The 15,514-nt window shown below is 72.8% G+C and carries 8 protein-coding genes; 3 read left to right on the top strand and 5 right to left on the bottom strand.

The window, feature by feature from the left end:
• Positions 1-386 precede the first annotated feature (386 nt).
• The 5 genes from AC07CM_RS09830 to AC07CM_RS09850 form a co-directional block, all read right to left on the bottom strand.
• Entirely contained in the window at positions 387-1,607 is a 1,221-nt protein-coding gene (locus AC07CM_RS09830; protein WP_478875827.1) for a metallophosphoesterase, read from the bottom strand.
• A gap of 523 nt (positions 1,608-2,130) precedes the next feature.
• Positions 2,131-3,027 (bottom strand): peptidoglycan-binding domain-containing protein, encoded by an 897-nt coding sequence (locus AC07CM_RS09835; RefSeq protein WP_478875828.1) that lies wholly within the window; start codon positions 3,025-3,027, stop codon positions 2,131-2,133.
• 252 nt (positions 3,028-3,279) lie between these two features.
• Positions 3,280-4,170 carry a glycoside hydrolase family 19 protein gene (locus AC07CM_RS09840; protein ID WP_478875829.1) on the bottom strand — a complete coding sequence of 297 codons (891 nt, stop codon included), beginning with the start codon at positions 4,168-4,170 and terminating at the stop codon, positions 3,280-3,282.
• Positions 4,171-5,475: 1,305 nt separating this feature from the next.
• Positions 5,476-6,696, bottom strand: coding sequence for a PucR family transcriptional regulator (locus AC07CM_RS09845; RefSeq protein WP_478875830.1), 1,221 nt, complete (start codon positions 6,694-6,696; stop codon positions 5,476-5,478).
• 212 nt (positions 6,697-6,908) lie between these two features.
• Entirely contained in the window at positions 6,909-8,339 is a 1,431-nt protein-coding gene (locus tag AC07CM_RS09850) for an MFS transporter (RefSeq protein ID WP_478875831.1), read from the bottom strand.
• Between the two features lie 214 nt (positions 8,340-8,553).
• Between AC07CM_RS09850 and AC07CM_RS09855 the strand changes: the two genes are divergently transcribed.
• The 3 genes from AC07CM_RS09855 to AC07CM_RS09865 are packed head-to-tail and all read left to right on the top strand — an operon-like array spanning position 8,554 to position 15,481.
• A complete protein-coding gene (locus AC07CM_RS09855) occupies positions 8,554-10,248 on the top strand; it encodes a fatty acyl-AMP ligase (protein ID WP_478875832.1) in 1,695 nt (564 codons plus the stop codon).
• A complete protein-coding gene (locus tag AC07CM_RS09860) occupies positions 10,245-14,309 on the top strand; it encodes a beta-ketoacyl synthase N-terminal-like domain-containing protein (protein WP_478875833.1) in 4,065 nt (1,354 codons plus the stop codon). The genes AC07CM_RS09855 and AC07CM_RS09860 overlap by 4 nt, the downstream gene beginning before the upstream one ends.
• Positions 14,309-15,481: an alpha/beta hydrolase gene (locus AC07CM_RS09865; protein WP_478875834.1), complete on the top strand. Its 1,173-nt coding sequence runs from the start codon at positions 14,309-14,311 to the stop codon at positions 15,479-15,481. The genes AC07CM_RS09860 and AC07CM_RS09865 overlap by 1 nt, the downstream gene beginning before the upstream one ends.
• The last annotated feature ends 33 nt before the right edge of the window (positions 15,482-15,514 follow it).

Consider the following 15,514-nt stretch of genomic DNA (forward strand, 5'->3'; position numbering starts at 1 on the left):
GGAGGCCATGTGCGCCACTTCCACGTGTGCGGTGGGGACGGGTACGTGTCGGCACACCGTAGGAAGACGACATCTGGGGCTGATCGGCTCAGAGTCGTCGCGTGGTAGGTGACCGGACTGAGCGACCGAGCCCGACCTCGCTGCTCAGCCTCTGCGGGCATGGGCAAGGCGCTGTGCCTGAACGCGGTGCGCGTTCGTCCCAGCACATTCTTCGTCTGCTGGTGGCACGGGCGCCACGCATCGCTGACCTGCATAAAACGTGGCCACGTGTGGCTCGTTGGAGCCGTCGGCCCGGGAATGGTCCGGATCTTGTCCTCGGCGAGACGAGCCTGGTCATCTGCCGACGCAGCACCCCACAGCTCGTGAACGGTTTGGCCCGCCCACTGCTACGACGAGGCGGGCAGGTGCGGGGAGCGGAGCACGAGCAGGGTGATCTCGCTGGGGGCGAAGACGCGGAACGGCGGGCCCCAGAAGCCGGTGCCGCGGCTGGTGTAGAGGAGCGTGCGGGTGCCGTGGTGGCTGAGGCCGGCGAGGGCGGGCTGGTCGACGCGGACCAGGTGGTGGAAGGGCCAGATCTGGCCGCCGTGGGTGTGGCCGGAGAGTTGGAGGTCGATGCCGGCGGCTGCCGCCCGGTCGACGAACTTGGGCTGGTGGGCCAAGAGCAGGACGGGCAGGTCGGGGTCGGCGCCGGTCAGGGCTCCGGCGAGGTGGGCGCGGTGGCCCGCCAGGCCGGAGGACTCGGCGGTGACGTCGTCCACGCCGGCGACCACGAGGGTGTCGCCTCCGCGTTCGAGCAGCAGATGGCGGTTGCGGAGCGGCTCCCAGCCCAGCTCGTCCATCAGGTCGACCCAGCCCTGGGCCTCGCTGTAGTACTCGTGGTTGCCGGTGACGTATACACGGGCCCGGGTGGCCCGCACGGTACCGAGTGGGGTGGCCTGGGCGCGGCGGCGTTCGGCCGTGCCGTCCGCGATGTCGCCGGTGTGGCAGACCAGGTCGGCTTCCAGGGTGTTCACCGTCTCGCATACCCGTGCCGACCAGCGAGTGCGATCGAGTGGGCCGTAGTGGGTGTCGGTGATGAGGACGACGCGGATGCCGTCCAACCCGGCACCCAGTCGCGGGAGTTGCACGTCGAGTCGGCGCACGCGTGGCACGCGGCGGGCCTCGGCGTACCCCCAGACGAGTAGTAGGGCGGTTACGGCGAGGACAGCCCAAGTGACGATTCGGGCGCGGTCCTGACTCTCCTCGACGCCGGCCACGGTCAGGGCGAGCCGCAGGAGGACGCCGAGCAGAACGGACCAGGTGAACAGGACCCAGCTGGTGCCCAGCAGGGTGTCACCGATGATCGCCGCCCGGTCCCCTTGGCGCCGGCCGTGGCCGCGCACCATCGCGAGCGGCATACATATGAGGCCGAGGGCGAACAGGGCGGTGCCGACCGGCGTGACGGGCAGCGGCCAGTGCTGGCCGGTGTGCAGGAGCACCCAGCAGGGCACGGCCCACAGCAGAACGGGGGCGATCAGGGGGATGTAGCGCATCAGGCGGTGCAGTCGGCTCTGCCGCGGCGCTTGCGCTTCACCCTCGGCGGGCCGGGTGTTGCTGGTGTCGGTCACGCTTCTCCTCCCTGGCCAGGCTGCCGTCTCGCGCACTGTATCCGGTCGCCCTCGGGCCAGCCGGACCGGCGTTCATGGGTGCGGCCTTGGGGCGAAGAGTTCTCTGCGGTACGGCAAGAGTGCGCCGCAGGCACCTCCCTTGGCATGAGCCGCGATCAGGGCGCTACTGCCCCGGCTTGGTACTGCCGCCAGTGGAGCGCGCGCCGGCGGGGCGACGGCCCAAGCCGATGATGGTGAAGCTACCTGACTGCTGGTGGCCGGCCAGACGGTGGCCGTGTCGATCACGAAGCGGTGGCGGACGTTGTTGGTCTGAACGCGGTCGTGAAAGCGAGAATGCCTTGGGCTGCCGGGCGAGCCCGAAGAAGCAGATGTCCGGCCGGCACCGCATCACTCCAGCATTCTGCGTGTCGCACGCGCACCGACGTGAAGCGACTTCACCGCACAGCGCTTGGGCGTCCTGGTGCTGACCACGCTCCGTTGAACCCGGCTCCCTGGACGCACATCACCGCATCCTCAACCGCTGTCATTTGGTCCGCAGCATGAGGGCAAAACGTGTGTGGTCGCCGTAGACCCCGGTCTCATCGCCGCGGATCCGGTACCGCTCCTGAAACAGGGTCACTGCCGCTCGGACCTCCGCGTCGTAGCGGCCGTCGATCGGGCCACCGTCGTAGATGCCGGGTATCTGCAGGAGACGTACCTGCAACTCGTAGACGCCATGGCCGCTGTCGCCCTGGTGCAGGACGCCCGTGCCCGGGATTTCGGGAAGCGGCGGGTCGGTTGTGCCGGAGGGGTCCTTCGGCGCGGGAGTCGCCGGCAGTGGGAATTCCATGTGCCGGGGAGGCGGAGAGGAGGCCGCGGGGTCGGCGTGGTGGTAGGTCAGCAGCCACATGGCGAGGAGTGATCCGCTCGCCGCGCCCAACCCGAGGATTCCGGTGATGCGCAGGTATCTGCGGTTGGTGAGTCGCCGCCGTCTGCCGCCGGTCTTCCTCCCGTGTGCGCGGGCGGATGGCGCGGATCCCCCCGAGGGAGCGGTGTCGAGCTGGTCGAACGGGACGGCGCCCGGCCGGGGGCTCCTGCTCGGCTCGCGCTCCCGCCAGGGAGCCGGACTCGGGGGAGCCACGGCCGGTGCGACAGCCTCCGGAGCCGGTCCGCCGGTCGTCGGCGGCTTTCCCACCGACGGGGGCGGTACGGCCTCCAGCCCTCTGGGCAGCCCCGGCGGCTCCGCCACGACTGCCTGCGGGGTGTCCTGGCGCGGGACGAGAGACCGGCCCTCGGCGCGTTCCTGGTTCTCGTCGCGCAGGAGGTCGGCGCGCGCGGCATCCAAAGCGTCCAGCACGGCCCGGAAGGAGTCCCTGATCTCCTGCGCGATGTCGGGGCCGGAGCCGGGAGTCCGCTCAGGGTCGGCGTCGTTGCGCCCCACCGAGTCCTCCTCAGCTCGTCTCGTTCCTCTTCTCGGGGAGGCAGTACGAACGCCGCGCGGCTTTGCCCTCATCCCGCGGCCGGTATGTAACCCACGCCTCATTCACGGCACGGGCGGTGGTCCGGCCTGGGCTCGACCTCACCGGTGATCGCGGACGCCGCCGTGCGGCTGCGCCGGGGCGAGCGGGTGAGCGGGGCGGCGAGGCGCTCCATCGACGGCGCCGACCAGACCGCCCCCGCTCCTGCCGCACGATCAGCAGTAGAGATTGCCGCCGGGTGACGTCCCGAGGATCTGCGTGAACCGCTGGTAGGCGTCCACGCGGCTCTGGACCTGCGCCGGGTTCTTGCCGTCGCACTCGAGGGAGCCGTTGATGCTGCGGATCGTCTGGCCGAACCCGGCGCTGCTGACCATGGCGCTGTGGGGCGTCATGGTGCCGGGTCCGGTCTGGGTGTTCCAGTACCAGAGCCCCGTCTTCCAGGCCACGGCCGCGTCATTCTGCACCAGCCACGGGTTGTTGAGGAGGTCGATACCGAGCGCGTCGCCCGCGGCTTTGTAGTTGAAGTTCCAGCTGAGCTGGATGGGACCACGCCCGTAGTAGGCCGCCTGGCCGGCCGGACAGCCGTACGGCTGACTCCAGTCGCAGTAGTGCGGGTAGTTGGCGGTGTTCTGCTCGACCACGTACACCAGACCGCCGGTCTCGTGGCTGACGTTGGCGAGGAAGGCCGCGGCCTCCTGCTTCCTGACCGTGTCGCTGCCGGTGTTCGAGAAAGCGGGGTAGGCGCTGAGAGCGGCGGTGAGTCCGCTGTAGGTGTAGAAGGAGTTCCGGTTCGGGAACATCTGGTTGAACTGGGCCTCGCTCACCACGAAGGTGCCGACGGGGGTCCCGGAGCCGCTGTCGCAGGCGTACGGCTCCCAGTACCAGGTGCTGATGATCGGGTCGTAGCCCGGGTTGTCGTGTTCGGCGATGTAGGCCTTGCCGTCGGTGTAACGCACGATGTCGCCGGTCGTGTACGGCCTTCCGGCAACCCAGCTCGGGTAGCTCGAACACGCGGCGGCGGACGCGTCCGTGGCCGGCAGCAGGACAGGCACGGTGCTTCCCAGGACGAGTGCGGTGACCACGGCGGAGAGGCGGCGTTTCGACACAGGGTCAACTCCTCTGTGGAGCACGGCCGCACCCGGACAAGGGCAGCGCGAAGCCGGGCCTTGTGCGCACGTGCCGGTCGGACCGGTCACGGCGTGGGCGCGGCCGTGGTGGGGGGTGGGAGGCACACTCAACCGCTTTGGTCTGTACCAGTCAAGGGTGTAGACCAGTCAACTCCCGCCGCTCGGAGGGTGCGTGTGTTCCTGCAGGTGCGCACACGCCCGGCCCCGGCCGGAGGGGGACGCCGGTCCAGGTGCGTGACCGGCAGAGTTACATACCCCACTTTCCTGCCTGCGTGTGAGCACTCATTCGATGCGCCCCGTTGGCCCCAGTAACCGGTGACGCACCTGCAGACCGGTAAGTGAGGTTCGCACATGTCAAAGATCGGTCCGGAACAAACCGAGCGGCGTCTCCCCGCCGGTGACTGCTGCCCGGACCGGGTGCGCCTTTGCTCCCGTCAACTCAAGGACTGAGAACGGTCGCTTCATGGACTACTGCATACCGTGCAGCCGCACGCTCAACGGCGCCGTAACCTGCCCGGAATGTGGGGCGTACGACCCCGGCATGGCACAGCCGAGCGATCGGAGAGACGGTGCTTCGGCCGTCGACGCCGCGATGCCGGAGGCCCGACTGGGCGGGGGACCGAGCTCCTTCGGGTCGCTCCTTCCCGGGTCACCCACTGCTTCGCAAGAGAACTCGGTTGACCGGCACGACCGTCCGGCGCGGCTGAAGAAGTATGCCGTCCGATCCCTTGCCGCAGCCGCCTTCACCCTCCTCGGAGGCCTGGTCACCGTATCGGTGTTTCCCCAGTCGACGGCCCCACGAGCGGCCTCGATCCCGGAACGGCCGGCCCCCGAGGAGCCTGGGGACCGCGTCACCGATGCGCAGGCTTCACCGGAGCGTGTGACCACGCACCCGGCCCGAAAGGGCGTCCGGGACCGAAACGATGACGAGATCCGGCGTCCTCTGCCCACGGCGACTCGCAGCACGTCACCGGTCTCTCGGCCTCCCGCCACCACCAGTGCGCCGCCACCGGTGAAGGCGACGCCGACCCCCCGAGCCTCCAGTGGCCGCCGCCCCAGCTCACCCTCGCGGACGACACCCCCTTCCTCGAGGCCCTCCGCCAGTCCTTCCGGCAGCATCAGCGCCTCTCCTACCAGTAGTGGCTCACCGAGCAGCACGGTGGAAGCCGGTGACTGAGACCCTGGCAGGGCTCCCGGCACGGAAACCTCCACCTGGTCCGCGCGGCCGGGCCCCGGCGGCCGCCCGGACCCGGCACTCCGAGCCCGGCGGCCGCACGCACCAGCTCAGTCCGGTGAGCGGCGCAGGCCCAGGGTGCGTAACGCGACCTGCATCTCGAACTGCACCGTGGGGTCGCGAAGCTGTTCACCGAAGACTTCCTCCAACTGGCGCAGCCGGTACCGGACGGTCTGCGGATGCACGGCGAGACGCTGGGCGACCTCGCTCGCGTTGCGGGCACAGCTGAGCCAGCACAGCAGGGTCTCGGCGAGCCGCTCGCGCTGGGGAGACCGCACGGCGTCGAGTGGGCCGAGGCGCTGCCGGGTGAGCGCGTCGACGAGGTCCTCGTCGCGGAAGAGCAGCAGCGTGGCCAGATGGTCGGCGCAGCGGACGAGCCCGGTACCGGGCAGGACGCCGCGCCGTGCGAGGTCCAGGGCGTCGTGGGCCCAGCGCAGCGAGCGGACGCCCGCGTCGAGCGCGACGGTGGGCCCGAGCGCCGCACGCAGGCCGCGCAGCGCCCCGGTGATGGCCCGTTCCCGGCCGGGGCCCTCCGGGTCGGGCACGACGATGACGCCCGGCTGGCCGTCGAACCGGGCGAGGAACTCCGGCGGCACGATGGGACGGACGGCGTCCGACTCCCCGGCGTGGTCGGTGACGACGACGGCGATCTCGCGCGGCAGCGGCCACTGCGCGGTCCGGGCGAGGTCGGCGACCGCTTCCGAGGAGACCGCCGGATCGGCGGTGAGCAGATCGATCAACCTGCTGCGACGCTGCTGCAGTTCGCCGGCGGCATGCAGCCGGGCTTCGGTGTACCCGCTGGTGGTGGCGGCTGCCATCTCGTCGAGGTGCAGGAACATGGTCTCGCCGAACGCGATGAGCACGTGCGGCGGCAGCCGCTGGATTTCGACGAGTTCGCTCACCCTGCGCCAGGTCACGCGCGCACCGAGCCGCAGCGCCGCCTGGAACGAGTCGAGACTGCGGCCCTCGTCGGCCTCGCCCCTCCCGATGCGCTGATACGTCGCCTTGACGTCCTCCCAGTCGGTCTCGGAGCCGGACAGGCGGGCCACGAAGCCCTCCAGGGCCCGCGCGACACCCCGGTTCACGACATGCATGTACGTCTCGTCCATCGGGCGGGCGTACTCGGCGATCTCGGTGCGTATGGCCCGTACGACCTCCTCGGTGATCTCGTCGAGGAACGGCCGCAACTGGTCGAGGAGTTCGGTGGGCAGGGCCTCGAGTGGGGTGTCACCTTCGGGAGGTTCGGTCCGTGTGCGGTCTCCGTCGACCATGGGGCTCCCTCAGCATGTGGGGACATCAGGGGCCCCGGTGACCATACCGCCCAGTCGGTGCGTCGGCCCGTCAGCGGCGGACGGATCGCGCGGTGGCGCTTGTCATCGAAGTGACAAGGCGGCGGGACGCCCCGCGCGTGCGGGCACAGCCGGCATCAGGGTCCGAGGGGCCACCATCCGCACGCCGGATCGCCGTGCCCCAACGGGGTCCGTCACCCTGATCGGCGACGGCGACGGTGACGGCGACGGTGACGGCCGGGACGGCGCAGCGCCACGACACTGACGGCGGCGCCCAGCAGGACGCAGCCGGCGGCCAGTCGCAGTCCCGTGCCGTAGCCGTCGAGGAAGGCGGTGTGCGGGGCCGCCCCGCCCCGCAGCGCATCGCGTTCGGTACGGGTGAGCACGATGCCGACCAGCACCACGCCGAACACTCCGCTGATCTCACGTGCCGCACTCACCAGGCCCGACGCCAAGCCGGTCCGGGGGGCGGGGACGTCGGCGATCGACCGTACCGTCAACGGCGTGGTCAGTGACGAACCGACGCCGATGAGCAGCAGCCCCGGCTGCAGATCGGCGTAGGAGGCGTCCGCGCCGGTCCCGGAGACCAGCAGCAGACCCGCCGCGACCAGCGCGAGGCCGGCCGCGATGGAGCGGTGGGCGCCGACGCGCCGGGCAGCCGCTTCGGCGAACGGCGTGCACAGCAGCAGGGCACCGGCGAGAGGCAGGAACACGAAGCCGGCCTCGACCGGTGAGAAGGCGAGGATCTGCTGCAGGTAGAGGGCGGTGAAGAAGAACACGCCGTTGACCCCGACCCCCCAGAGCACCTGCACCGCGACACCCCCGACGAGAAGCCGGTCGCGGAACATGCGCAGATCCACCAGGGGCAGGAGGGTGCGCGCCTCGACCAGCAGGAACGCGCCGCCGGTCGCGGCCGACAGCCACAGGCACAACGGGACGGGCGGCGCGCTGAACGAGTGCTCTCCGCCCTTCACGAGCGCGTAGGTGAGGAAGAACAGCGCGACGGCGGAGAGGACGACGCCCGGCACGTCCAGAAGCGAGGTCCGCAACCGGTCGGCGCCGCGTCGGCCGGCCCCGGGGACCGCGGGTACGAGCAGCAGAGCGACCGCTCCGACGGGCACGTTGAGCAGGAAGACCCAGGCCCAGCCCCAGTGCTCGGTGACGAATCCGCCGATGACCGGTCCGAGGGCGAGAGCGAGGGCGAGGGACGCCGTCCACACCCCGATGGCGGTGGCGCGGCGCCGGGCCGGCAGATCCGAGGCGACCATCGCGAGGGAGGCGGGGACGACGAGCGCGGCACCGGCGCCCTGCACGGCCCGGGCCGCGACAAGGGCCGTCCCGCTGCCGGCCAGCGCGGCGGCGCAGGAGGAGAGGACGAACACGACGATGCCGACGGCCAGCACGGCACGCCGCCCGGCGAGGTCGGAGACACGCCCTCCGGCGAGCAGCAACGCCCCGAACGACAGGACGTAACTGGCCGCGACCCACTCCAGGTCCGCGACGTCCAGCCCCAGGTCCTCCTGGACGGTGGGCAGGGCCACGTTGATGACGGTGTTGTCCAGCGTGGTCAGGAACCCGGTCAGGGACAGCAGGACCAGTAACGCCGACAGCCTTCCGCGATGCACGACCCCGTCCCTTCCGCCGGATGCGCTCAACGGATTGTGCGTGCGCGGGCGGGCCGCGCTCTGCTGTGCGGGCTGCCGATTCCCGGGGCCTGTTTTGTCACCGCGCTGACAGTCCGCACCGGACGAACTGTCAGTGCCCCGTCTTCTTCCACCGCGGCACGGGAGCGGAACCTGGGGCCTCAGCCGAACCGTACGTCACTTCAGTGGAGTCGAGATGACCGAGACGTCCGAACCCGCGCCGCTGCTGACCGACCGGCTCCGGCACTGGGCCACCCACAGTGCCCACCAGCGTGCCGTCACCCACGTGGAGTTTCCCGGACCGGACTCCTCGGGTGTGCACCGCACGCTGAGCTGGCAGGGCCTCGACGCACGGGCACGTGCGGTCGCCGGGCAGCTGCAGGGAACGGTGCGGACCGGCGACCGGGTGGCGCTGCTGCTGCCGCAGGGCCTGGACTACACGGCGGCCTTCCTCGGCTGCCTGTACGCGGGAGTGATCGCCGTTCCCCTGTTCACGCCGGACCTGACGGGCCACGAGGGACGCCTGGCCGCCGTGCTCGACGACTGCGAGCCGGCCCACGTGCTGACGGACGGGCCGTCGCGGGAGCCGGTGGGGCGGGTGACCGGGGGGCGCCTGCCCGTGACCGAGGTGGACGCGCTGCCGGAGGGCCCGCCCGCGACGCGGCTGCCCCGGCCCGCACCGGACGACATCGCGTACCTGCAGTACACCTCGGGCTCCACCCGCAGCCCGGCCGGAGTGATGGTGACCCACGCCAACGTCGTCGCCAACGCCCGGCAGGCCGTCACCGCCTTCGACGCCGCCCCCGGCCGCAGCACGACCGTGGGCTGGCTGCCGCTCTTCCACGACATGGGCCTGGTGCTGTGCGTGGCCGCTCCGGTCTACGCCGGGTTCGGGTCCGTGCTGCTCGATCCCGTGGCGTTCCTGGAGAGCCCGGTGCGCTGGCTGCGCCTGCTCGGCGGATATCCCGGGACGCTCAGCGCCGCGCCCAACTTCGCGTACGACTACTGCGTCACCCGCGTCGACGCGGACGAGGCCGCCGGCCTGCGGCTCGACCGGGTGGCGGCCCTGCTCAACGGCAGCGAGCCGGTGCGGCCCGCCACCCTGGACCGGTTTCTCGCCGCGTTCGGCCCGGCCGGCCTCGCCGCCGAGGCGCTGTGTCCCGCGTACGGACTCGCCGAGGCCACCGTGTTCGTCACGGCGGACCGGCGCGACCGGCCGCCCGCGACAGTGGAGTGCGATGCCGAGGCCCTCGCGGCGGGCCACGTCGAGGAGCGGCCCGGCGGGACGGCACGGCTCACCGCGTGCGGTCGGCCGGTCGGGCAGGAGGTGCGCGTCGCCGACCCGGAGACGGGGACCGTGCTCGGCGAGGGACGCGTCGGCGAGATCCAGGTGCGAGGGCCGAACGTGGGCGCGGGCTACTGGAAGCAGTCCGAGCGCACCGCCGAGACCTTCCGCGAGGGCTGGCTGCACACGGGCGACCTGGGCGCGTTGCACGACGGGAGGCTGCTGGTGACCGGGCGTCTGAAGGACCTGATCCTCGTGGACGGCCGCAACCACTACCCCCAGGACATCGAGGAGACCGTGCAGTCCGCGGTGGACGTGGTGCGCAGGGACCGGCTCGCCGCCTTCGGCGTGCCGCGCGGCGACGGCACCCAGGAGGACCTCGTGGTGGTGGCCGAGGTACGGCGGGGCACCGGACAGGACGGCGCGCAGGAGCGCGAGAGCCTGGCCCACGCACGGGCCGCCGTCGCGGCGCGGCACGGACTGCGGCTGGCCGATCTGGTGCTGGTCGAGGCGGGCGCGGTACCGCGCACATCGAGCGGGAAAGTGGCGCGGGCCGCCTGCCGGGAACGTTTTCTCTCCGGCGCGCTGCGCGCGGGGGCGCTGTGAGCACCACGGCACGGCGGGTTCGGGAGGTGCTGGTCGCGCGGCTCGGCGAATGGTACGGCGTGGCGCCGGAGGACGTGACCGACGACCGGCCGTTCGCCGAGTACGGGCTCACGTCACGGGACACCGTCGCCCTCACCGCGCTCCTCGGCCAGGCCATGGGGCGGCGGCTGCCCGCGACGCTGTTGTGGGAGACGCCGACGCCGGCGGCGCTCGTGGCGACTCTCACGGCGGAGGCGGAGCAGCCCCTGCCCGACGAGGTCACGGCCGTCCTCCCCGCCGCCGGGTCACCGGTCGCCGTGGTCGGTGTCGGCTGCCGTTTCCCGGGTGGAGCCGACTCCCCGGCGATGTACTGGCAGTTGCTCGCCGAGGGCCGTGACGGCGTCGGAACGGTGCCTGAAGGACGCTGGGAGCGGTTCGTGCCGGCCGGGTCCGTCCTGCCCGGCGACCTCGGCCGGCACGGCGGCTTCCTCGGCCACGTCGAGGAGTTCGACGCCGAGTTCTTCGGCATCGCCGCCGACGAGGCAGTGGCCCTCGACCCGCAGCAGCGGATGCTGCTGGAAGTGACCCGCGAGGCCCTCGACCACGCGGCGATCCCGGCGCCCTCGCTCGCCGGGACCCGCACGGGGGTGTTCGTCGGGATCAGCGGCACCGAGTACGCACATCTCACCGGGGCACGACCGGAGTCGGTGACGCCGTGGACGGTGGCGGGCGCCGCCCTGAGCGTGGCCGCGGGCCGCGTCTCCTACGCGCTGGACCTGCGGGGCCCGAGCGTGGCCGTCGACACGGCCTGCTCGTCGTCCCTGGTGGCCGTGGACCATGCGGTGCGCAGCCTGGCCCACGGCACGTCCGACGTGGCGCTCGCGGCCGGCGTCAACGTCCTGCTCTCCCCGGCCGTGACGCTCGGGCTCCAGCGGGCGGGCGCACTGGCCGCCGACGGGCGGTGCAAGGCGTTCGACGCGGCGGCCGACGGCATGGTCCGGGGCGAGGGGTGCGGCGTCGTCGTCCTCAAACGCCTCGCCGACGCCGAGCGGGCCGGTGACCGAGTCCTGGCCGTGATCACGGCCACCGAGGTGAACTCCGACGGGCGCTCGAACGGTCTGACCGCGCCGAGCGCGTCCGCACAGCGTGCGCTGCTGGCCCACGCCCACGGTCCGGACCGGCGGCGGGTGGACTACGTGGAGGCCCACGGCACCGGCACGCCGCTCGGCGACCCGGTCGAGGCCGGCGCCCTGGGCGCGGTGCTCGGACGGGGCCGCCCCGCCGAACAGCCCCTGCTGCTGGGCTCGGTGAAGACGAACATCGGCCACCTGGAGGCGGCCGCCGGCATCGCCGGACTCATCAAGACCGTCCTCGCCCTCCACCACGACGAGCTGCCCGGGCAACTGCACTTCGGCAGCCCCAACCCGCACATCGACCTGGAGGCGCTGCGCCTGCGGGTGCTCACCTCGCCCGAACCGTGGCCGCGTTACTCCGGCACGGCGACCGCGGGTGTGTCGTCCTTCGGCTTCGGCGGCACGAACGCACACGTCGTGCTCCAGGAACACCGCGAGCGTGGATCCGCCCGCCTCGCACCCGCACCGCTCCAGCCCGCCGTGGTGCTGCTCGACGCCCCCACCGACGCCCGCCTCCGTGCCCAGGCGGGCGAGCTGGCGCGGTGGCTCGACTCGCCGGCGAGCCGCGGCGCACGGCTGGCCGACGTCGCCCGGACCCTGGCGGGCCGCACCGGGCGCGGTCAGCGGCGCGCGGCCGTCGTCAGCCGCGACCGGGCCGCCGCCGCGACCGCCCTGCGCCGCCTCGCCGCGGGCGACCCGGACACCCACCTCGTCACCGCCGACCGCGCTCCGCTCACCGCCGACGATCCGGGGCCGGTGTGGGTCTTCTCCGGATACGGCTCCCAGTGGCCCGGCATGGCACGTGAACTGCTGGGCTCGGAACCGGCGTTCGCGGCGGCCGTCGAACGGCTCGAACCGGTGCTGCGGGAGCACGCCGGGATCTCGCTGCTCGGCGCGATGGCACCGGACGCCGACCTGTCCTCGCTCACCGCCGTCATGCCGGCGCTCTACGGCCTCCAGGTCGCGCTCGCCGAACTGTGGCGCTCCTACGGTGCGGAGCCCTCGGCGGTGATCGGTCACTCGCTGGGCGAGATCGCGGCGGCGGTCACGGCCGGGGTCCTCGACCCGCCGACCGGAGCGCGGATCGTCGCGTCCCGCTCCCGCCTCCTGGCCACCGTACGGGGCGGCACGATGGCCGTCGTCGACCTGCCCCCGGAGGGCATCCGCCGGATGACGGAAGACCTGCCGACGCTGCACGTCGCGGTGTACGCCTCGCCCGAGCAGTGCGTGGTCACCGGTCCGGCACGGGACGTCGGGGCGCTCGTCGCCCGGGTCACCGCCGAGGCCGCCTTCGCGAGGACGATGCCGGTGCCGGTGGCGGGACACTCGCCGGACGTCGAACCGCTGCTGGAGGAGTTCGCGTGGGAGCTCGGCGCCGTCCCGCACCGTGAGCCCGCGTGCCGCCGGTACTCCACGGTGTTGGACGACCCCCGGGCCGACGACCCCTATGACACCGCCTACTGGCTGGCGAACCTGCGCCGCCCCGTCCGCTTCGAGCAGGCGGTGCGCGCGGCGGCGCGGGACGGGCACCGCGTGTTCGTCGAAGTCGCGCCGCACCCCACCCAGGCGCAACCGCTTGCCCGGACGCTGGAGGCCGCCGGGGCGCACGACGCGCTGATCGTCCCGACGCTGCGCCGCGGCACGGACGACGCGGTCTCCTTCCGGGCCGCCCTCGCCGCGCTCCTGGTGCACGGCACGCGCATCCCGTCGGCACGCGAGACGCTGCACCGGGGCGGCCGGATCACGGACGTCCCGTCGCCCCGCTGGCAGCGCCGCCGGTACTGGGCGGGCGAGGAACCGGAGCCGGCCCCCGAACCGAAGGAACGGCCCGCCACGACCACACCGCTCGACCGGTTGCGCACGCTCGTCGCACGCGTCATGGGCTTCGGCCCGGACCGGCTCGACCCGGACGTCCCCCTCACGGATCTCGGCCTCGACTCGCTCACCGCGGTTCGCATCCGGACGGCCGTGCAGCGGGAGTTCGGCTCGGCGCCCGAAACGGGTGTGCTGCTGCGCCAGGGAACACTGCGTGGCGTGGCGGCACTGCTCGACGACGTGCCCCGGCCGACCCCGCCGCCGCTCGCGCATCCCGAGGAGCCGTCCCTTGGCACGCCGGGCGTCCTCCGTTCCTTCCCCGGCGACGGCCCGCACCCGCCACTGTTCCTGGCACACGCCGCCGGCGGTTCCTCCGACGTGTACGGGCGCCTGGCCGCGCGTTTGGACGGGCAACGGCCGGTGTACGGCTTCGACCGTCCGGAACGCCCGGACGACGTCGCGGGCCGCGCCGCGGAGTTCGCCCGCCGGATCCGCCTGCTGCGGCCCGAGGGCCCCTGGATCCTGGGCGGCTGGTCGTACGGCGGGGTCGTCGCCCAGGAGGCGGCCCGCCTGCTGAGCCGGGAGGGCGAGGTCGCCGCACTGGTCCTCGTCGACTCGGTCCTGCCGCTGCCGGCCCCGCCCGCGGCGACACCGGCCGACGAGGCCCGACGGCGCTTCGCCGGCTTCGCGGCGTACGTCCGCACCACGTACGCGGCCGAACTGACGCTGCCCTACCCGGAGTTGGGAGACATGGACGACGCGGAACAGGTCGACCTCGTTCTCAGGCTTCTGGAGAAGGCCGTCGACCTGCCCGCCGGCGTCCTGGCGCACCAGCGTGCCTCGTACCTGGACCTCCGCAGCGGGGAACGCCACACACCGGGCCCGTACCCGGGCCGAACCCTCCTCTACCGGGCGACGGAGCCGGCCCCCCACACGGTCCGCGACGCCCGCTACGAACGCACCGACGTCACGCTCGGCTGGGACGCCCACTGCCCCGGCCTCACCGTGGCCGACCTGCCAGGTCACCATCTGGCGTTGCTCGACCCTCCGGCGGTGGACACCCTCGCCGCGGAGCTGACCCGTGCCCTCGACCCCGCCCGTCTCCCGGCGAAGTCCGCGTCCCTGGAGCCCTGATGCAACGAAGCCGCCGGCACCGCAGACGACCCCGCACCCGCCTGGCCGCACTCACCGTCACCGCCGTGCTCCTCGCCACGGGCGGCGCGCTCGACGCGTCCACGGCACAGGGCACGCCGGTACCGTCCGAGCGGCGGACGGCCGTATCCGACGACGGCGCCCGCATCGTCGGACGCCGATGGCTCGACGAACGGACCGTCGACCTGACGATCCGCTCCCCGGCCGTGGGCGCCGACGTCCCGGTGCGTGTCCTGCTCCCCGCCTCGTACGCCGAAGCGCCCGACCGTGAGCGGCCCGTGCTCTACCTGCTGCACGGCGCGCACGACGACTACACCTCGTGGACGCGGGAGACGGATGTCGAGCACTTCCTGGCCGACCAGGAAGTCATCACCGTCATGCCGTCGGCGGGACCCACCGGCATCCCCACCGACTGGTGGAACTTCGGCCGCCGCACGCCCGACTACGAGACCTTCCAGATCGACGAGGTGATGGGGCTGCTGCGCGACGAGTTCCATGCGGGGCCGACCAGAGCCGTGGCCGGGGTGTCCACCGGCGGCTACGGCGCCCTGGCGTTCGCGGCACGCAGACCCGGCGCCTTCACAGCCGCCGCGTCCTACAGCGGGATCCTGGACACGTCGGCCCCCGGCATGCCCACCGTCGTCGACGCTATCGTCGCCCGAGAGGGACAGTGGCCGAGCGACCTGTGGGGAAGCGCCGTCGTCCAGTGGGCGAACTGGGCGGAGCACAACCCGTACCGGCTCGCGGCACGGCTCAGGGGCACTCGCCTGTACGTCGCGCAGGGCAGCGGCATTCCCAACGACGACTTCGGCAACCTCGGCGGCGCCTTCCTGGAAGGCACGTTGTGGTGGCAGGCGCGGAGGTTCGTCGAGCGCCTCGCCGACCTCGGCGTGCCGGTACGGGCGCACCTGTACCGGGGCGGGTCGCACGCGTGGTCCGCGTGGCGGGGGGAGTTCGAGAGGTCCTGGCCGACGCTCGCCGCCGGCCTCGGACTGAGCCGGAATCAGGAGCCCGCCCCGGCCGCGTCCGCCGGCGCCCCTCAGCCCGCGAGGACCGTGCAGCCCAGCGGGGCAACCGTCCGAGGGGCCGCACCCACCTCACGATCCGCTGTCCGGACACATCCGCGGCCCGGCGGAACGTACTCCGCTTCCTGACCCACCTGCGCGATGTGCTCCGCACGGACGGGA

The sequence above is a fragment of the Streptomyces sp. NPDC044061 genome (assembly GCF_056434305.1).

Bases quoted from the DNA above. Each gene is read 5' to 3' on its own strand.
- AC07CM_RS09845 (WP_478875830.1), bottom strand. From the start codon at position 6,696: ATGGTCGACGGAGACCGCACACGGACCGAACCTCCCGAAGGTGACACC.
- AC07CM_RS09855 (WP_478875832.1), top strand. From the start codon at position 8,554: ATGACCGAGACGTCCGAACCCGCGCCGCTGCTGACCGACCGGCTCCGG.
- AC07CM_RS09865 (WP_478875834.1), top strand. From the start codon at position 14,309: ATGCAACGAAGCCGCCGGCACCGCAGACGACCCCGCACCCGCCTGGCC.